Genomic DNA, 19,007 nt, shown 5'->3' with positions numbered 1-19,007 from the left:
AGGAGGGCCGGATTCTTCCGCTCGCGTGGGCCGGGTCTTACCGTTAGTTTGAGGGCTGAGACCCAGCAGGGGTGGACAAGGAGGTCCGGGTGGAATCATCACGCGCGCAAGGGGAATCGATGTCCGATTCGAGCGGGTCGGGGGTGGGTGCATGACCCTCGGACTGCTGCGCACGCTGGGGGAGCGGGCCTATATCGAAGTCGAGTCGGCGCGGTTGTGCATGGACACCGGGCTGGTGCGCATGGAATCGCCGCTGCCGCTGCTCACCGCGGCGACCTCCATGCTGCGCTACGGGACCATTGCCGCGGGGCTGGGTTTGTCGGCCGCACGGTATCCGGACCGCACCGCGCTGATCGACGAACTCGGGTCGCTCACCTTCGCCGAACTGGAAGAGCGTTCCAACCGGCTCGCCAATGCCTGGCGCGAGCGCGGGCTGAAACCGCGTGAGGGCGTGGCTATTCTGGCGCGCAACCATCGCGGGCTGCTGGACGCGGTGTTCGCGGCCGCCAAGTGCGGTGCGCGAATCATCCTGCTCAATACCGATTTCGCCGGTCCGCAGATTCGCGACGTGGCCACCCGCGAGGGCACCGATCTGCTCGTCTACGACGACGAGTACGCCCACATGCTCGACGAGGTCACGCCCAAACGCGGCAGCTATCGGGCCTGGACGGCGGAGGAACGCCCGGACAGCCTGGAATCGCTGATCGCCGCGGGCTCGCCGCAGTCCCCGCCCGGTCCCGGTGTGGAACCCAAGATCATCCTGTTGACCAGCGGCACCACCGGCACCCCCAAGGGCGCGCCCCGTCCCGAACCGAAATCCCTCGCCGCCCTGGGCGGCCTGCTGTCCAAGGTCCCGTTCCGCGTGAACGAGGTGACCGAATGCTGCGCCCCCATGTTCCACACCCTCGGATTCGCCTGCGCCATCCTGACTCTCGGCTTCGGCTCCACCCTGGTCGTCCGTCGCCGCTTCGACCCCCAGGTGGCCATCGACAGCGCGGCCGAGCACAAAGCCACCACCATGATCGTCGTCCCGGTCATGCTGGCCCGCATGATGGACCTCGGCGGCAAGGCCCTCACCGGTCGCGACCTGTCCGCCCTGCGCATCATCTTCGTGGCCGGTTCCCAGCTCGGCGCCCAACTCTGCCGCGACGTCACCGCCGCCTTCGGTCCCGTCGTCTACAACCTCTACGGCTCCACCGAAGTCGCCTACGCCACCATCGCCACCCCCGAGGATCTGGCGAAAGAGCCGGGCTGCGTAGGCCGCCCGGTCCTCGGCGCCCGCGTGGAAATCCTCGACGAGGAAGGCCGCAAGGTCCCCGCCGGCGTCACCGGCCGCATCTTCGTAGGCAACGTGATCCAATTCGAGGGCTACACCGGCGGCGGCCACAAGGAAGTGATCCGCGGCCTGATGTCCTCCGGCGACGTCGGCCACTTCGACCGCGCCGGCCGCCTTTTCATCGACGGCCGCGACGACGACATGATCGTCTCCGGCGGTGAGAACGTCTTCCCCGTAGAAGTAGAAGAACTCCTCCACACCCACCCCGCGGTCCGCGAGGTAGCCGTAATCGGCGTAGCCGACGAACAATTCGGCGCCCGCCTCAAAGCCTTCGTCGTAGTCCACGAAGGCGAGTCCTTCACTGCCGAAGAACTCAAAGACTTCGTGAAGTCCAACCTGGCCCGCTACAAGGTCCCCCGCGAGGTCGTCTTCCTCGAAGAACTACCCCGCAACCCCACCGGCAAGGTCCTGAAACGCAAACTCCAGGAGGTCTAGCAGGCTCCCGCGGCGTCTCAGGATTGCTCGGATCCTTCCGCACCGGCCAGCCCGGCCAGCAGTGCGGCGAACTCGGCGCGAGACAGAAACCCGTCGCCGTCGGAATCGGCTGCCGCGAGCAGGCTTTCGGCGGATCGATCGGTCAGGTCCGGGCAGGTGCGCAGGAGGGATTCGAGTTCTTCGAGTTCGATCAGTTCGTTCTGGTTGGTGTCGAAGGTGTCGAAGGCGGCGTCGGGGTCGGTGATTTCGGGGTTGTGGCCGAGGCGGGCGGCTTCGAATTCGGCTCGGGAGATGAGGAAGTCGCCGTCGGTGTCGGCGGCGGCTACCAGGCGTTCCACGGCTTCGGCGTCTATTTCCAGGCCTAGGGCGGTGATGCCGAGGAGGATGTCCTCGGCGGAGATCTGGCCGTCGCCATCGCGGTCCCAGAGTGCGAAGGTGTCGGCGGGGTGGTCGGTCGCCACGGGAGGCTCCTCGGTGCTGGGAATGCGGTTGGTGCCAGGTGGATTCGACAGCACGGGGAGCGCCGGGGTCAAGAGGTGGGGGTCACACGCGGACTTGGCGGCGGTAGGTGAGTTTGTCGAATTCGGTGCCGTATTCGTCCACGGCGACCACGTCCATTTCGGAGGAGAAGAAGCCGGGGCGGACGTCCACTCGCAGGAAGGAGTAGTTGCGGAAGCGGACTCGGGACCAAGGGGCGGATTCGTCTTGTTTCTTGGCGCCGGATTGCCAGACGTAGCTGTTGGGGACGGCGGGGTCGGGGACTTCATGGCCGCGATAGGTTTCGGGGGAGCCGGGCTGGAAGCCGTAGCGGGGGCGGCCGCCGCCGCCGACCGTGTAGTAGACGGTGCCGTCGGATTCGGGGTAGACGATGGCGTTGTCGGTGGCGGCGCGGGTGGGGGAGCTGGCGCGGATGGGGTCGGTGCGTTCGAAGACGTGATTGTGGCCCTGTAGCACCAGATCGACTTGGTACCGGTCGAACAGCTCGCACCAGGCTGCGCGGACGCCGCCGTCGCTGGCATGTGAATCGGTGGTGGAGTACGCGCAGTGGTGGAAGAAGCAGACGATGAAGTCGATGTTCGGGTCGCTCCGGTAGGCGGCGAGAGTGCGCTCCACCCAAGTGTTTTGGGAGCCGCCGGAATAGCCGAAGTTGGCGCGGATCTCATAGGAGACGTCATTGGCGTCCAGTGAGAGGACCGCCAGGTTGCCGTAGGTGAAGGAGTAGGCCGACGGGCAGGCGGCGGGACCGTTGCCGGGGAAGTCCAGCCGGGCGAGATGGCCGCCGTAGCCGCGGGTGTCGTAGGCGGCTTCCATATCGTGATTGCCGGTGGCGAACATCCACGGGGTGGTGGAGGCGCTGGGTTCGATCGCGCCGAAATAGACGTCCCAGACGTAGGGGTTGTACTTGTCGAAGCCGCCCGCGAGAGTGCCGCCGGCGGAGACGAATTGGGGATTCTTGCCGCCGCCGGACGGGTCCGCGTAGGCGATGTCGCCCGCCAGCACATGGAAGTCGGGGCGGCTCGCCACGATCTGGCGCATCACATTGGTGGCGTGCGGGGCGTCCGGATCGTTGTCCGGTTTGTAGTAGCGGTCGTCGTAGTCGCCGCGGACCACCCCGGCGGGCTGGGTGGGGGTTTCGTCGGTGCCTTGATCGCCCATCATGGTGAAACGGAAGGGCAGCACGGCATTCCGCGCGGTGGGCATGGCCGGGGCGGCCGAGCGGACATCGCCCAGGAACCCGTCGGAGGTGCGCCAGCGGTAGAAGTGCGGCAGCCGACCGGCGAGACCGTCCACGGGCGCATGCACGTAGAACTGCTCCGCCGCCAGAATCCCGCCGTCACTGGACGGGATCTGTGTCACCAGGTTCCGCACCTCGGCCTCGATGGTGCCGCCCAGCGCGGGCGTCGGACCGTGGTCGAGAAAGACCTTGCCGTCGCGCGGATTCCGCGACAGCTGCGCCGCGAACCGCAACTGGCTCGACGCGTCGGGTCCGAAACCCACATGCCGCCCGCCGATCGCCAGCTGCCCCTCCTCGGCGTACGCGCCGATGGCGAACGGAGAACACCCGACAGCCGTCACGGCGGCGGTCACCGCCGAGCCGCGCAGGAAGTTACGCCTGGACACCGGATGACGCCGCAGGAAGCTGCGATGCCATTCGTACTGTTCGTCCATGGTGGTCTGGGCGGCGATCTCGGCCGGGATCCCGGTGTCGGGGATATCGCCGGCGTTGCTCAGGTGGTTCGACGGCATGCGAACGAATGCTGGTGCACCGAGGCGGCGCGATCAACCCGCCACCACGGCGTCGCCGCGAATTCTTGGTGAACTCTCGCCGAGCCCCGCCGCTGTCGGTGGTGAGACGTATGCTGACCTCCGCGAAAAGCGGTGAGATCTGGGGAGGGCGCGTGCCGGGTGACGGCGTACTCGGTCACTACCGGCTGCTGAGCCTGCTCGGCCGCGGCGGCATGGGACAGGTGTGGCTGGCCGAGGACACTCGCCTGGGCCGGGAAGTCGCATTGAAGGTATTGCCGCCGGAGTTGGCCCTGGACGACGATTACCGGCGGCGGTTCGAACGCGAGGCGCGGCTGGCGGTCAAACTGCGTGGGCCGCACGTGGTGCCGATCCACTCCTTCGGAGAGCTGGACGGACGGCTGTACATCGAGATGGAGCGGGTCGACGGCCACGATCTCGGGAAGATCCTGCACGAGCACGGCGCGCTCACGCCGGAACGGGCCGTCGATCTGGTGGCGCAGGTCGCCGAGGCGCTGGATGTGGCGCATGCGGCGGGTCTGGTGCATCGCGATGTGAAGCCCTCGAATGTGCTGACGCTGCCGAGTGGTTTCGCGTATCTCATCGATTTCGGGATCGCGCGCGGCGGTGGGCATGCGGCCATCACCTCCACGGGGGTGGCGGTGGGGACGTACGCGTACATGGCGCCGGAACGCTTCTCCGGCGAGGAGGATCTGCGGTCGGACATCTATTCACTGGCCTGCCTGCTCTTCGAATGCCTCACCGGTGAACTGCCTTTCGGACAGACGGGCCCCGCGCAGCAGATGGCCGCGCACCTGACGGCCCCGCCGCCGCGCCCGAGCCTCGGAAACCCGCAGGTGCCCGCCACTTTGGACGCGGTGATCGGCCGGGGCATGGCCAAGTATCCGGCGCACCGGTATGCCAGCGCCGGTGACCTCGCGACCGCGGCGCGAGCGGCACTGCACGGGCAGCGGCAGCCGGCCGCGTCCACCGCGCCGCCAACCGTGAAATGGGCAGCCGCGGACGAGCTTCCGAATCAGCCGTCGGGACCGCTGCGCTATCCGGCCACCGGCTATCCGACACCCCCGCCGGTCCCGTCCGGGCCCGTGCAGTTCGCGCCGAACTGGCACCCGATGCCGGGCGAGATCCGGGCATATCCCGGTCCGCGGCCGGGACAGGTGCGGTGGTGGCAACCGATTTGGTGGACCGTGCTGACCCTCCTGTTACTCCTGTTCGGGGCCTTGACCATCGGCGCCACCGCGGTCTCGCTGAGCGGCGGCTACCGGGTGCAGGACATGATCGTCGCGGCCGTCATCTTCCTGCTGCCGTTCGTCGGTCTCGTCTATCTGGCGATCCGGGAACGCCGGAAGTTCAAGGCGCGGAACCGGATCTGAGCACGGCAAACCGAACGGCGCGACCGGGTTGCGGTCGCGCCGTTTCAGCGTGCGTCAGCAGTTGCGGAGCTCGGGGCTCTGGTTGAGCAACTGGGCGCGGGTGGAGATGAAGGTGCTGTAGGTGTCACCGCCGACCGAGGAGAGCGGGAAGGCCGCTACCCGGTGGCAGTTCTGGAAGGCGAGCTTGATGCCGAAATGGCGTTCCAGGCCGCCGCGGATGGCGTCGGAGGCCATGGCGCGCAGCAGCTGGCCGCGGGCGGTCTCGTCCGGCGGGGCGACGAGATTGTCGGCGTATTCCTCTGTGCCGGAACGCAGGTCGGCGGCCACTCGGCTGACTACCTCGTAGGCGTAGGGCAGCGAGTTCTTCACACATTCGACGAATTCGTCGTCGCTGACTTCACCGCGTTCAGCACGTTCGAGCAAGGCGGTGGGGACGTCGAGTGACATATCGCTCTCCTCATGGGATGGCGGAATGATGTCTGCCGATTCTAGATGACAAAGGTTGTCAATAACACTAGATTCCCCATGAAAGTGCGCGGTTCAGAGCAGATTTCGCATCCTGGGACAGTTGGCGCACCAGCTCGCCGGCCGGTAACTCGGGTGCGAGCGAATGCGCCTGACCTGCCCAGAGATTCACCGCGTCGGCATTGCCCTCGGCCCGGGCGGCGGCGCGCAAAGGCCCGGTGGCGTAATGGATCTCGGGGTAGGCGGCCGGTGCGCCGGTGTGCTCGAGCATGAACTTGTTCACCAGCCCGCGGGCCCGGCGGCCGGTGAAGGCGCGGGTGAGCATGGTGGGGGTGTCGAGGGTGACGGCGGTGCGCACCAGCGGCGCGGTGCCGGCCTCGGGGCAGCGCAGGAACGCGGTGCCGATCTGTGCGGCGGCCGCGCCGGCGGCGAGGGCGGCCGCGAGCCCGGCCCCGGTGGCGATGCCGCCCGCCGCGATCAGCGGGACGTCGACGGCCGCGCGCAGCAGCTGCAAGAGCGCGAGCAATCCCAGCGGATCGGTGACGTCGTCCTCGACCCGATCCGCGAAATTGCCGCGATGCCCACCGGCTTCCGCGCCCTGGGCGATGAGCGCGTCGGCCCCCGCCTCGACGGCCAGCTGCGCCTCGGCCACCGATGTGACCGTCACCCACACCTCGGAACCGACCCCGTGCAGCCGCGCGATCTCCTCGGCCGACGGGCAGCCGAAGGTGCACGACACCACCGGCACCGGATCGGCGAGCAGCAGCGCGAGCTTCTCGTCCCACTCGTCGGTGTCGTGCCGCGCCTCGCCGATCGGGAACTCGCGCGCGATGTCCTCTATATAAGAGGCGAACCGGTCGGTCGGCGTCGGCGCGGACGGATAGAAGAGATTCACCCCGAACGCCTTGCCGGTCAAGGCCCGGGTCGCGGCGATCCGCTCGCCCAGCGCCCCGGTGCTCAGATAGCCGGCCGCCACGAACCCCAGCCCGCCGGCTTCGGAAACCGCCGCCGCGAGTTCCGGGGTGGACGGTCCGCCGGCCATGGGCGCGAGCACGACGGGGGTACCCAATTCGGTGAGAAGCATGCTCCCAGTTTGCCCCTCGGGGTTACCCTCTGTGATCAAGTGTTCGATTGCTCGACCTGGGCATTTCGCCGAAAAGGTTGCGGAATGGTCACAGGCGAGTACAGTTTCCGTCACAGCGATGCCGAATCGTTACCGGATCCCCGAACGCTAGGACGAGCTTTGCCGCACCACCGAGAGACCGCGAATTCCGTATCCGTTATGGACTTGCTTGGTGATTCCGGTGCCGGCCGTGCGGGCCGCCGTCGCCACCGGGCCGAACCCACCACCGTCGATCGCGTGAAGGTCGTCGCCGGAGTCGCGGTCGCCGCGGGCGCCATCATCGGCACCGGCGCCCAGCTGGTTCCCGCCCTCGCGCACGCCGCCCCGCTGCTCCCCGGCCACGACGAGAAGTCGATCGGTGAGGATGTGGCACAGGCGGATTCGGCCACCGAACTCCGCCAGGCCCGCTCCGCCACCGTCGAGGCCGCCGCCCCCGTCGCGGACAATGCCCCGGTCGCGCAGGCCGCCGCCATCGCCGATGCCGGCGCCGCAGCGCCTTTCGGCCTCCAGAACCTCCCCCCGGAGATCGCCAACCCCCTGGCTCAGGCCGAGGCCACGCTGAAGAGCCTGCAGCAGCAGTTCTCTCCGCAGGCCGCGGTCCGCCCGGTGGCCGGCGTGATCAGCTCCGGATACGGCGCCCGCTGGGGCGCCATGCACTACGGACTCGACTTCGCCGACACCATCGGCGCCCCCATCCACTCCGCCATGGGCGGCACGGTGGTCGAGGCGGGTCCCGCCAGCGGTTTCGGCCTATGGGTGCGCGTCCTACAGGACGACGGCACCACCGCTGTCTACGGTCACGTCAATGACATGCTGGTCTCGGCCGGACAGCGGGTCAACACCGGAGACGTGATCGCCACTGTCGGAAATCGCGGCAATTCCACCGGACCTCACCTGCACCTCGAGATCTGGGACGCCGCCGGAAACAAGATGGATCCGCTGCCATGGTTGGCCAGCAAGGGCGTCATCATGCAGCAGCAGTGGGGCCCGGCCCAGTAGACAGGTCACCGGCACCGGTGAACGGGCGGTTCCCCGCGGACCGTCGAGTTCCGGTAGGTGCGGTGACTACTCTCGACGATCTCTTCGACCCGAGTTCCCTGCACGGGCGCGCCTACGCGATTCTCGTGCAGCATCCGCGGTCGACGGCGATCGAAGTAGCCGAGCGCCTGAGCTGCCCTCCCCGCGTGGCCGAGGCCGCGCTGGAAGCACTCTGTCATCTCGAGGCCGCCGTGCGCCTCACCGAAGCCAACGGCACCGTGCGCTGGGACGCGCACGCGCCGGAAGCCCTGTCGGAGGCCGAATCCCGCCGCCGCAATCACGATCTGCTGCGCATGCAGTCGGCCGCCGCGCGCCTGGGCGAGACCTTCCGTTCGGTGCGCCGCACCACCGATGCCGACGGCGCGGTGGTGGCGGTCTACGAACGCCGCCAGCTGCTCGCCGATTTCGAGGATCTGCAGCACACCGCGCACCAGTGCGTGAAAGTGGTGGAGCGCGGCCCGTTCCTGTCCGATGTGGACACCGAGGAGCGGCTGTTCGAGCTCAAGTCCTCGCGCATCACCGCGGGCATCGACTACAAGACGCTGTATCAGGAGACCATCTATCAGGATCCGGAACGGCTGCGGCACGTGCTCGCCACCAATGCGGTGGGCGCGCTGGCCCGCACCCTGCCCGATCCGCCGCTGAAGCTGATCGTCGCCGACGATCGCCGCGCGGTGCTGGTGCTGCACACCGACGAACGCCGCGGCGATCCGATGGGCATCCGGGTCGGCCCGTCGCCCACCCTGGATCTGCTGGTGAAGACCTTCGACGCGCTGTGGTCCATGGCCACGCCCATCTCGGTGAACCCCACCGAGGCGCTGGACGAACGCGACCGGGCGATTCTGACGCTGATGAGCATGGGCGCCACCGACGACACCATCGCCCGCCGTCTGGGACTGTCCCGGCGCACCGTGGTGCGGCGCACCGCCAGTCTGCTGGAACGGCTGGGCGCGAGCACCCGATTCCAGGCGGGGGTGCAGGCCACCCGGCGGGGCTGGCTGTGAACTGTGGTGTATTTCACTCGTGTTCGTGAAGCTGCAACATCGCGGCCCTCTCGTTCCGATGGGTGAGTAGAACTCGGGCGGTCATGCCGCTCCGGTGAGCCCGTATAGGATTGCTCGGACCGCTCCCACTGCCGACGGCATGGCACGAACCGTTGGGCGGAGGCCGAATTCGCATCGGCGCTGGGCGGGACCTGATGAACGCGAGAGGTGAATACACTCGAATGGAAACTGCCCGCCGTTCCGCTCGTGGTAACCGTCGTCGGCGGTCCGGCAGCCAGCTTTTCGGGCAGCTTCTGACCGCTTCGGTCGAGTCGGCTGCCGACTCGGTGGCGATCCGGTTCAACCCGACCGGGGAACCCGCCGACCAGCGTGAACTCACCTACCGTGAACTCGACGAAGCCTCCTCGAGGCTGGCGCGCGAGCTCATCGAACGCGGTGTCGGACCCGGAGACGTGGTCGGCATCGGGATCAGCCGTTCCATCGAATCGGTACTGGCTGTCTGGGCCATTGCCAAGGCCGGTGCGGCCTATGTGCCGGTCGATCCGAAGTATCCGGCCGATCGCATCGAATACCTGCTGTCGGACTCGCGCGCGGTGCTGGGCGTCACCGTGGCCGAGCATCGCGCGGTGCTGGGCGACGGCGTCGAATGGCTGCAGCTCGACGATCCGGCCACCGCGGCCCGGATCGAGGCGCGGCCCGCGCACACCGTCTCCTACGCGGACCGGGTGCGGCCGCTGACCGAACAGCATCCGGCCTATCTCATCTACACCTCCGGCTCCACCGGCAAGCCCAAGGGCGTCGTGGTCACCCACACCGGCCTGGGCGGTCTGGTCGCGGCCGAGCGTGAGCACTACGCGGTCGAGCCCGGCTCCCGCGTACTGCACGTGTGCTCGCCGAACTTCGACGTCTCGGTGCTGGAACTGCTGCTCGCCTTCTCCTCCGGTTCGACCCTGGTGGTGTCGCCGCCGACCGTGTTCGGCGGTGCGGACCTGTCGGATCTGCTGCGGCGCGAACGTGTTTCGCACATGCTCATCACCCCGGCCGCGCTGGAGTCGGTCGACGCCGCGGATCTCGACGACCTGCAGGTCGTCGTGGTCGCCGGTGACAAGTTCGGCCCGGAGCTGGTGGCCCGCTGGGCGGCGCCGGGGCGGGCGTTCTACAACGGCTACGGTCCGACCGAGGCCACGATTCTCGCCACCAGCAGCGCGGCCATGGTGCCGGGCGAACCCATCACCATCGGGTCCGCGATTCCGGGCGTCGGGGCCTTCGTGCTGGACACCCGGCTGCGGCCGGTGCCCGCGGGCGTGATCGGCGAGCTGTACCTGTCCGGTCCCGCGCTCGCGCAGGGCTACCTCGGCCGGCCCGGCCTGACCGCGGAGCGTTTCGTGGCCAGCCCGTTCGGCGGCGAGGAGAATCCGGGCGCGCGGCTGTACCGGACCGGTGACCTGGTGCGGTACAACCGCGAGGACGGGGTCATCGAATACCTGGGCCGCTCGGACTTCCAGGTCAAGATCCGCGGCTTCCGCATCGAGCTGGGCGAGATCGACAATGCCCTGACCGCGCACCCGGACATCGATTTCGCGGCCACCATGGGCAAGACGCTGCCGTCGGGGGCGACCGCGCTGGTGGCGTACGTGCTGCCGGCCGCGGGCCGGTCCGTCGACACCGCCGCGCTGGCCGAGTTCGTCGGGCAGACCCTGCCGCCGCACATGGTGCCGTCGGCGATCATGGTGCTGAGCGAGCTGCCGCTGACCCCGAACGGCAAGCTCGATCGCGCCGCGCTACCCGAGCCGGTCTTCCCGGTCACCACTTCACGCGCGCCGTCCGGCCCGGTGGAAACCCAGCTGGCGGAACTGTTCGCGCAATTGCTGCGCACCGAAGAGGTCGGCGCGGACGACTCGTTCTTCGCCATCGGCGGCGATTCGATCATGTCGATCCAGCTGGTGTCGCGGGCACGGGCGCTGGGCATCGTGTTCACGCCGCAGGACGTGTTCGAGCAGCGCACCGTGGCCGGGCTGGCCAAGGTGGCCGTGGTCGGCGACGAGAACGTGATCGCGGCGCTCGAGGAGCTGCCGGGCGGCGGCACGGGCGAGATCCCGCTGACGCCGGTGCTGGCCGAATACCTGAAAGATGGTGTGTCGGACCGGTTCTCGCAGAGCATGGTGCTGACGCTGCCCGACGGCATCGACCGGGCCGGGATCGCGGACACGCTGACCGCCGTGCTGACCCACCACGATGTGCTGCGTGCGCGCTTGCAGCGCACCGCCGACGGCTGGACCCTGCAGGTGCCGCCCGCCGCCGAGATCGACGCCGGCGCGCTGATCGCCGAGACCGACTTCCCGGCCGGGGTGGAGGGCGCGGAGCTGGCCCGATTGGGCAGCGCCGCAATGGATTCCACCATGGCCGCGCTGGATCCGGTGGCCGGTCGCATGGTCACCGCCACCTGGGTGCGGCGGCCCGACGCGGCCGATCTGCTGCTGCTGGTCGCCCACCACTACGTGATCGACGGCGTCTCCTGGCGCATTCTCATCTCGGATCTGGTGCTGGCCTGGATGCAGCGTGCGGCCGGTCAGCGCCCGTCGCTGCCGGGCGTCGGCACCTCGTTCCGCCGCTGGGCACACGCGCTCACTGAGGCGGCCACCGACGATGCTCGCCGCGGCGAACTCGACTACTGGCGGCAGGCGCTCACCGCGCCCGACCCGCTGCTGGGCGCGCGCGCCCTGGACGCCGCCGTCGACACCTATGCGACGGTGCGCCGCTTCAACATTCAGGTGCCCGCCGAGGTCACCGAAGCCGTGCTCACCGAGGTCCCGGCGCTCTACCGCGGCGGCGTGAACGACGGCCTGCTGGCCGCGCTGGCGCTGGCGGTGCGCTCGTGGCGGGAACGCCGCGGCGTGGACGCGCCCGTCACCCGGGTGCGCATGGAGGGCCACGGTCGTGAGGAGAGCGTCGTTCCCGGCGCGGACATCACCCGCACCGTCGGCTGGTTCACCACCGTCTATCCGGTCGCGCTCGACCTGACCGGCGCGGACACCGCCGCCGCCCTGGAGGGCGGCGCGGCCACCGCGGGCGTGCTGCGCGCGATCAAGGAACAGCTGCTTTCCCTGCCGGACAAGGGGATCGGCTTCGGCCTGCTGCGGCATCTCGATCCGGCCGCGGCCGGCGAGCTGTCCGGACCGGTGGCGCAGATCGGCTTCAACTACCTGGGCCGCGTCTCCACCAGCGAGATCACCGAAGCGCCGGGCGGGGCCGCCTGGCTGCCGACCGACGCGCTCGGCGAGCTGGAGGTCGATCAGGACCTCGCCATGCCCGCGAGCACGGTGGTCGACATCAATGCCATCGTCACCGACGGCGAGAACGGACCCCGCATGTCGGTGTCGTTCCAGTACGCCGCCGAAATCCTCGACGAGGCCGCCGTACGCGAACTGGCACAGGACTGGGTCGCCGCGCTGACCGCGGTCGCCCAGCATGTGAAGGACCCGGCCGCAGGCGGTTTGACGCCGTCCGACGTACCGCTGGTGCGGGCCACCCAGCTCGAGCTGGACTCCTGGCGGCGGGCCTACCCGGGACTGTCGGATGTGCTGCCGCTCTCGCCGCTGGCCGAGGGGTTCTACTTCCACTCCCAGCTGACCGCCGGCGCCGCCGACGATTACGTGACCCAGTTCGCGCTGGAGCTCGCGGGCACCGTCGACCTGGAGCGCATGCGCCGCGCGGCGGGCGCCATCCTGGACCGGCACGCCGCCCTGCGCGCCGCCTTCGTCACCGCCGCCGACGGCACCCCGGTGCAGGTCGTGGTCGATGCCATCGAAACCCCGTGGCAGCTCGTGGAAAACGTTGCCGACGAGGACATTCCGGCCCTGCTGGAACAGGATCAGCGCACCCGTTTCGATCCGGCCGTGGCCCCGCTCATGCGATTCACGGTGTACCGCACCGTGACCGGGCGCATCCACTTCGTGCTCACCACGCACCACCTGCTCTTCGACGGCTGGTCGCTGCCGCTGTTGATGAAGGATCTGCTCATCTCCTACGCGACGCACGGTGACGCGTCGCTGCTGCCGCCGGTCCGGCCGTACCGTGACTACCTGGTCTGGCTCGCGCGCCAGGATCGGGAGGCGACGCTGGAGAAGTGGCGCACCACCCTGACCGGCGCGCAGCCGACCATGGTGGCGAGCGTGCTGGAGCGGCCCGCCGAACCCGAGATCGGTTACGGCGAAATCGAATTCGAGCTCACCGAGGCCGAGACCGCCGCCGTCACCGCCTTCGCCGCGAACGCCGAGGTCACCGTGAACACGGTGGTGCAGTCGGCCTGGGCGTTGCTGCTGGCCGCGCTCACCGACCGCGAGGACATCGTGTTCGGCGCGGTCGTCTCGGGTCGTCCGCCGCAGTTGGACGGCGTGGACGAGATGATCGGCCTGTTCGTCAACACCATCCCGGTGCGGGTGCGCTTCGATGCCGAATGGACCGTGCGGGAACTGCTGAACCGGGTGCAGTCCGAGCAGGCGGGCCTGCTCGAGCACCACTACCTCGGCCTGGCCGAGACCCAGAGCGCGGCCGGTACCGGCGGCGCCTTCGATTCGCTGGTCGCCTACGAGTCCTACCCGGTCGATGCCGAGGGTCTGCAGCAGGCCGGCAGCAATATCGACGGCCTGGAAGTGGCCGGGGTCAAGGGCGTCACCTTCACCCACTACCCGGTGACCGTGGTGGTGGAATCCGGTGCGCGCCTGCACTTCAAGGTCTGGCACCGCCGCGACACCGTCTCCGAACCGGCGGCGCGGGCCCTCGCGGACCTGCTGCGCTCGCTGGTCGGCCGGTTCGTCGGCTTGCAGTCGGATGCCGTTGCCCCGCAGGCGAACTGGTGGGTCGCCACCGCGCCCGCCGGACAGCTGGAACTGCCCGCCGATCGCCTGCGCCCGGCCGTGCCGTCGCGGCGCGGCAACGAACTGCACCTGGATCTCTACCCCGAGGTGCACTCGGCGCTGGATCGCCTGGCACGCCGCCATGATTCGAGCCTGTTCACCGTCGTGCGCGCGGCCTTCGCGGTCCTGCTCGCCCGGCTGTCGGGCGGCGTCCGCGAGATCCCGATGGGCGCCATCACCTCGGAAAGCGCTGCCGCACCGGGGGTTTCGATCGCCGACGCGGTCGTGCTGCGCACCGAGATCGACCCGGCGACGCCGTTCGCCGATCTGCTCGACGAGGTCGGCCGCGCCGACGCCGCGGCGCTGGGCCGCACCGGCGGCGCCGCCGAACGCCTGGCCGATGTGCTCGACTCCGTGCGCGGGGCAGCCGGTCAGCCGCCGTTCCAGGTGCTCATCACCGCCGGAAAAGCGGGCTACAGCAATGGCATCGCGCAGGTCGACCTGCAACTGGACGTGACCGAGCGGGCCGCCGCGACGGGTGTGGCGCTGACCTTCACCTACGCCACCGACCTGTTCGAACCGGCGACCGTGCAGGACTTCGCCGATCGCCTGGCCCGGCTGCTCACCGCGGTGGCCGAGAACGAGCGCGCGGTGGTCGGCGATATCGACCTGTATGCGCCGGGCGAGCGGGATCTCGTACTGCACGAATGGAATACGCCGGGCGCGCCCGTCCCGGACGTGACCCTGGTGGATCTCATCACCGCGCAGGCCCGGCAGCGTCCCGGCGCGCCGGCGGTGCGCTTCGGCGACGAGACGCTCAGCTTCGACGACCTGGTGCGCCGGGCGAATCGGGTGGCGCGGGCGCTCATCGCCTACGGAGCGGGCCCGGAATCGCTGGTGGCGGTGGCCGTTCCGCGAACCGAACAGCTGCCGGTGGCACTGCTGTCGGTGCTGGTCGCGGGCGCGGGCTACCTGCCCATCGATACCGCTTACCCGGCGCAGCGGCTGGAATTCATGCTGGGCGATGCCAAGCCCGCCTGCATCCTGACCACCACCGCCGAACGGGATGCCGTGCCCGCCGGTGATATTCCGGTGGTGCTGCTCGACGAACTCGCGGGCTTCTCCGACGCCCCGGTCACCGATGCCGACCGGCGCGCCCCGCTGCGCTCCGATCAGCTCGCCTACGTCATCTACACCTCCGGCTCCACCGGCGTACCCAAGGGCGTCGGCGTCACCCACCGCAATGTGGTGGAACTGTTCGCGAACACCCAGGCGCACTTCGATTTCGACGAGCACGACGTGTGGACGCTGTTCCACTCCTTCGCCTTCGACTTCTCGGTGTGGGAACTGTGGTGCGCGCTGGCCAACGGCGGCGCGGTGGTGGTGGTCGACCATCTCACCTCGCGGTCGCCGGAACAGTTCCGCGAGTTGCTGATTCGCGAACGGGTCACGGTGCTCAACCAGACCCCGTCCGCCTTCTACCAGCTCGCCGAGGCCGACCGGGCCGCCGCCGCGGAGGACCGCGACTACGCGCTGCGCTATGTCGTATTCGGCGGTGAGGCACTGGATCTGCGGCAGTTGCGCCGCTGGTACGACCGGCATCCGGCGGACGTACCGCGCCTGGTGAACATGTACGGCATCACCGAGACCACGGTGCACGTGTCGTTCCTGGCCCTGGACGAGGAATTCGCCGAGCAGCCGAGCAGCATCATCGGCCGGGCGCTGCCGGGCCTGAGCGCGCGCGTGCTGGATCAGCGCCTGCACCCGGCCCCGGTCGGCGTGGCCGGTGAGATCTACGTCGACGGCAAGCAGCTGTCCCGGGGTTACCTGGGCCGGCCGAGCCTGACCGCGTCGCGTTTCGTGGCCAACCCCTACGGCCCGCCCGGTTCGCGCATGTACCGCGCCGGTGACGTCGGGCGCTGGTGCGGTTTCGGCGGCGAGGCCAACCTCGAATACGCGGGCCGCAGCGATCAGCAGGTGCAGCTGCGCGGTTTCCGCATCGAACTCGGCGAGATCGAGTCGGCGCTGCTGCGGCTGCCCGGCATCAGCCAGGCGGTCGCCTTGGTGCGCACCGACAACGGCGTCGATCAGCTGGTCGGCTACGTGGTGCCGGAGGGCGAACTCGCCATCGATCAGGCCGCCATGAAGACCGCGCTGGGCGAATTCCTCACCGGCTACATGGTTCCCGATGCCCTGGTGGCCTTGGAGATGCTGCCGCTCACCCCGAACGGCAAACTGGACCGCAAGGCGCTGCCCGCACCGGAATTCGGCGGTTCGGCGGAATTCCGCGCCCCGCGCACCGAGACCGAACGGGTGGTGGCGGCCGAGTTCGCCGCGCTGCTCGGCGCGGCCGAGGTCGGTGTGGACGACGACTTCTTCAGTCTCGGCGGCAATTCGCTGCTCGCCACCCGCGCGGTGGCGCGCATCAACGAGGCCCTGGGCGCGAATCTCGCGGTGCGGGACCTGTTCGAGGTGTCCACCGTCGCCGGGCTGGCCGCCAAGGTGGTGGCCGGGGCGGCCGAGCACCGGCCCGCGCTGGTGCGCGGCGAGCGCCCGGAACGGGTGCCGCTGTCGCTGGCCCAGCAGCGCATGTGGATCCTGAACCAGCTCGATCCCGATTCGCCCGCCTACAACATCCCACTGGCGCTGCGGCTTTCGGGCACGCTCGATATCGAGGCGCTGCGTCAGGCCGTGCTGGACGTGCTGGAGCGGCACGAATCGCTGCGCACCCGCTACCCGGTGGACGCGGAAGGCATCGCCTACCAGGAGATTCTGCCGGTCGAGCAGGCGCTGCCCGGCGGTCTCGCGGTCGGCCCGCGCGCCGATGCGCTGCATCGCATGACCGCGGTGCTCTCCGGTGGTTTCGACGTCACCGCCGAGGTGCCGGTGCGGGCGCTGCTGTGCAGCGACGGCGCGGCCGGCACCGAGCACTACCTGGTCGTGGTGGTGCACCACATCACCGGCGACGGCGCCTCGCTGCCGCCGCTGGCCCGCGACCTGGTCACCGCGTATGTGGCGCGCACCCAGGGTGATTCGCCCGCCTGGTCGCCGCTCGCGGTGCAGTACGCGGACTTCGCGCTCTGGCAGCGCGAGGTCATCGGCACCGACGACGACGAGAACTCGGTGGCCGCGGCGCAGCTGGCGTTCTGGCGGGACCGGCTCGCCGGGGCCGGCGGCTCGCTCGACCTGCCGCTGGATCGCCCGCGGCCCGCGGTGCGGACCATGCAGGGCGGCGCGACCACCTTCACGGTGCCCGCCGAGGTGCACGAGGGCCTGCAGCGCATCGCCCGCGAGCACAATGCCTCGCTGTTCATGGTCGTGCACGCGGCGCTGGCCGCGCTGCTGTCGCGGCTGTCGGGCAGCCGGGACGTGGTCATCGGCACGCCCATCGCGGGCCGTGGCGAACGCGTCCTCGACGATGTGGTCGGCATGTTCGTGAACACGCTCGCGCTGCGCACCCCCGTCGATTCGGCGGCCGCCTTCGGCGATCTGGTGGCCGCGGCGCGCGAAACCGACCTGGCCGCCTTCGGCAATGCCGATATCCCGTTCGAGCGCGTGGTCGAGGCCGTCGCCCCGGATCGCGGTGCGCAGGGCCAGGATTCGCTGTTCCAGGTGGTCCTGTCGTTCCAGAACAACGAGCAGGCCAGCCTGGAACTGCCGGGGCTGAACATCACCGCACTCGATACCGGCGCGGTGGCGGCCAAGTTCGATCTGCAGGTGACCATCGATCCGCGGCAGTGGGAGGGCGGGCCGATCGGGGAGATCGCCGGCGCCATCACCTACGCGTCCGACATCTTCGACGAGGCCACCATCCGCACCTTCGGGGAGCGGTTGCAGCGCCTGCTGGCCGCGGTGGCCGCCGATCCGCGCCAGAGCGTCGGGGCCATCGAATTCGGTGGGACGCAGGCGCGTCCGCAGGCCGCCGCGCCGGTCGCCGAGACCGCCGCCGTCACCCGCGGCACCCAGTTGCCGCAGCTGCTGACCGCCGCGGTCGAGGACGATCCGGACGGCCCGGCGCTGGTGTGGGGCGAGGACGCGCTGTCCTACGCCGAACTCGACGCGCGCTCTTCGCGTTTGGCGCGGGTGCTGATCGGCCGTGGCTGCGGTCCGGGCACCGGCGTCGCGGTACGGCTGGATCGCGGGATCGATCTGGTGGTGGCCACCTGGGCGGTGCTGAAGTCGGGCGCCGCGCTGGTGCCGGTCGCGAACCTGGAGACCGAACTGCCGGCCGAGCTGTTGATCAAGGTCGGGCTGACGGCCGCGGCGGGCGCCGCGGCCGACGGTGTGGACTGGCTGTCGCTGGCGGATCCGGCGCTGGTCGCCGAAATCGCCGCCGCCTCACCGCGTCCGGTGACCTACGCCAACCGCACCCGGGCGCTGCAGGGCGCGGACATCGCGTTCGTGCACGGCGCGCGGACCCTCGGCTACGACGAGCTCGCCGAAACGGTGAGCCGGATCGGCGGCGCGACCGAGCTGACCTTCGAATCGCGCACGCTGCGGTCCGGGCGGCCCGATGCGCTGGCCGCCGTGGTCGAGGTGCTCGCGGCGGGCGCGGGCGGGGCGTCGGTGGTGGTCACCCAGATCGAGCCCGGGACCGAACTGGCCGACGTGCTCGCCGAGGAATGGGTGACCCACCTGTTCACGGACGCGGCCGGAGTCGGCGCGGTGGGCGCGGAACCCCTGGAGGATCTGCAGGCCGTCATCGTGGACGAGGGACCGGCGGAAACCGCCGCCGCCCGGGTGCCGTGGGTGGCGACCGTGGTGGCGCTCTGACGCCGCGCTGAACGACCGGCGGGGTATCCGCCATCGAACTTGGTTCTGTGCGATCGCCGATGGTGATCGCACAGAACCAAATTTGTTTAGGACAACATAATTCGGGCCAGTCTATGGAGTAATGGCGAGTATCCCGGTGAGTAAGTTACTCGGGCGGCCAATACCGTGACGGATACGGTGACCGATATAGAGACCTATACACCGGCCTGAAACACGACCGAAATAGTTACCCCTACATAGGAATCGGGGCCGATTCAGTACTCTCCCGAGCCGGATGTGCAGTGGGTCACTGCGATAGTTTTCCCTGATCATAGGCATCGCATCGATCGGCCGTTAAGT

Annotated in this window: 9 protein-coding genes; 5 read left to right on the top strand and 4 right to left on the bottom strand. The window is 69.5% G+C overall.

What is annotated here, in order from left to right; all coding sequences use genetic code 11:
• The first annotated feature begins 151 nt into the window (after positions 1 to 151).
• Complete coding sequence (locus NY1_RS14070) at positions 152 to 1,771, top strand: acyl-CoA synthetase (RefSeq protein WP_067712240.1); 1,620 nt, start codon at positions 152 to 154, stop codon at positions 1,769 to 1,771.
• Between the two features lie 17 nt (positions 1,772 to 1,788).
• On the opposite strand, the gene NY1_RS14065 is transcribed toward NY1_RS14070, so the two are convergent.
• Together NY1_RS14065 and NY1_RS14060 are read right to left on the bottom strand one after the other, a co-directional pair.
• A complete protein-coding gene (locus NY1_RS14065; RefSeq protein WP_067712237.1) occupies positions 1,789 to 2,232 on the bottom strand; it encodes an EF-hand domain-containing protein in 444 nt (147 codons plus the stop codon).
• 82 nt (positions 2,233 to 2,314) lie between these two features.
• The gene (locus NY1_RS14060) at positions 2,315 to 4,018 is read right to left on the bottom strand and encodes a metallophosphoesterase (protein WP_067712235.1); all 1,704 of its coding nucleotides are present in this window, start codon (positions 4,016 to 4,018) and stop codon (positions 2,315 to 2,317) included.
• Between the two features lie 110 nt (positions 4,019 to 4,128).
• Here NY1_RS14060 and NY1_RS14055 point away from each other — a divergent pair, with 110 nt between their 5' ends.
• Positions 4,129 to 5,409, top strand: a complete 1,281-nt coding sequence (locus NY1_RS14055) for a serine/threonine-protein kinase (protein WP_067712232.1) — start codon at positions 4,129 to 4,131, stop codon at positions 5,407 to 5,409.
• Between the two features lie 54 nt (positions 5,410 to 5,463).
• Here the strand turns inward: NY1_RS14055 and NY1_RS14050 are convergent, their stop codons facing one another.
• Together NY1_RS14050 and NY1_RS14045 are read right to left on the bottom strand one after the other, a co-directional pair.
• On the bottom strand, positions 5,464 to 5,856 hold the full coding sequence (locus NY1_RS14050) for an SCO5389 family protein (RefSeq protein ID WP_067712229.1): 393 nt from the start codon (positions 5,854 to 5,856) through the stop codon (positions 5,464 to 5,466).
• 67 nt (positions 5,857 to 5,923) lie between these two features.
• Positions 5,924 to 6,958 (bottom strand): nitronate monooxygenase, encoded by a 1,035-nt coding sequence (locus NY1_RS14045; protein WP_067712226.1) that lies wholly within the window; start codon positions 6,956 to 6,958, stop codon positions 5,924 to 5,926.
• Positions 6,959 to 7,156: 198 nt separating this feature from the next.
• On the opposite strand from NY1_RS14045, the gene NY1_RS14040 reads away from it, so the two are divergent.
• The 3 genes from NY1_RS14040 (at position 7,157) to NY1_RS44525 (ending at position 18,668) form a co-directional block, all read left to right on the top strand.
• Positions 7,157 to 7,996, top strand: a complete 840-nt coding sequence (locus NY1_RS14040; RefSeq protein WP_067712223.1) for a M23 family metallopeptidase — start codon at positions 7,157 to 7,159, stop codon at positions 7,994 to 7,996.
• 62 nt (positions 7,997 to 8,058) lie between these two features.
• Positions 8,059 to 9,039 carry a helix-turn-helix transcriptional regulator gene (locus tag NY1_RS14035; RefSeq protein ID WP_067712219.1) on the top strand — a complete coding sequence of 327 codons (981 nt, stop codon included), beginning with the start codon at positions 8,059 to 8,061 and terminating at the stop codon, positions 9,037 to 9,039.
• 221 nt (positions 9,040 to 9,260) lie between these two features.
• Complete coding sequence (locus NY1_RS44525) at positions 9,261 to 18,668, top strand: non-ribosomal peptide synthetase (protein ID WP_084534955.1); 9,408 nt, start codon at positions 9,261 to 9,263, stop codon at positions 18,666 to 18,668.
• Positions 18,669 to 19,007 lie beyond the last annotated feature (339 nt).

The sequence above is a fragment of the Nocardia yamanashiensis NBRC 100130 genome (genome assembly GCF_001613325.1).
Lineage (GTDB): Bacteria > Actinomycetota > Actinomycetes > Mycobacteriales > Mycobacteriaceae > Nocardia > Nocardia yamanashiensis.
This window is presented reverse-complemented; position numbering and strand designations above follow the sequence as displayed.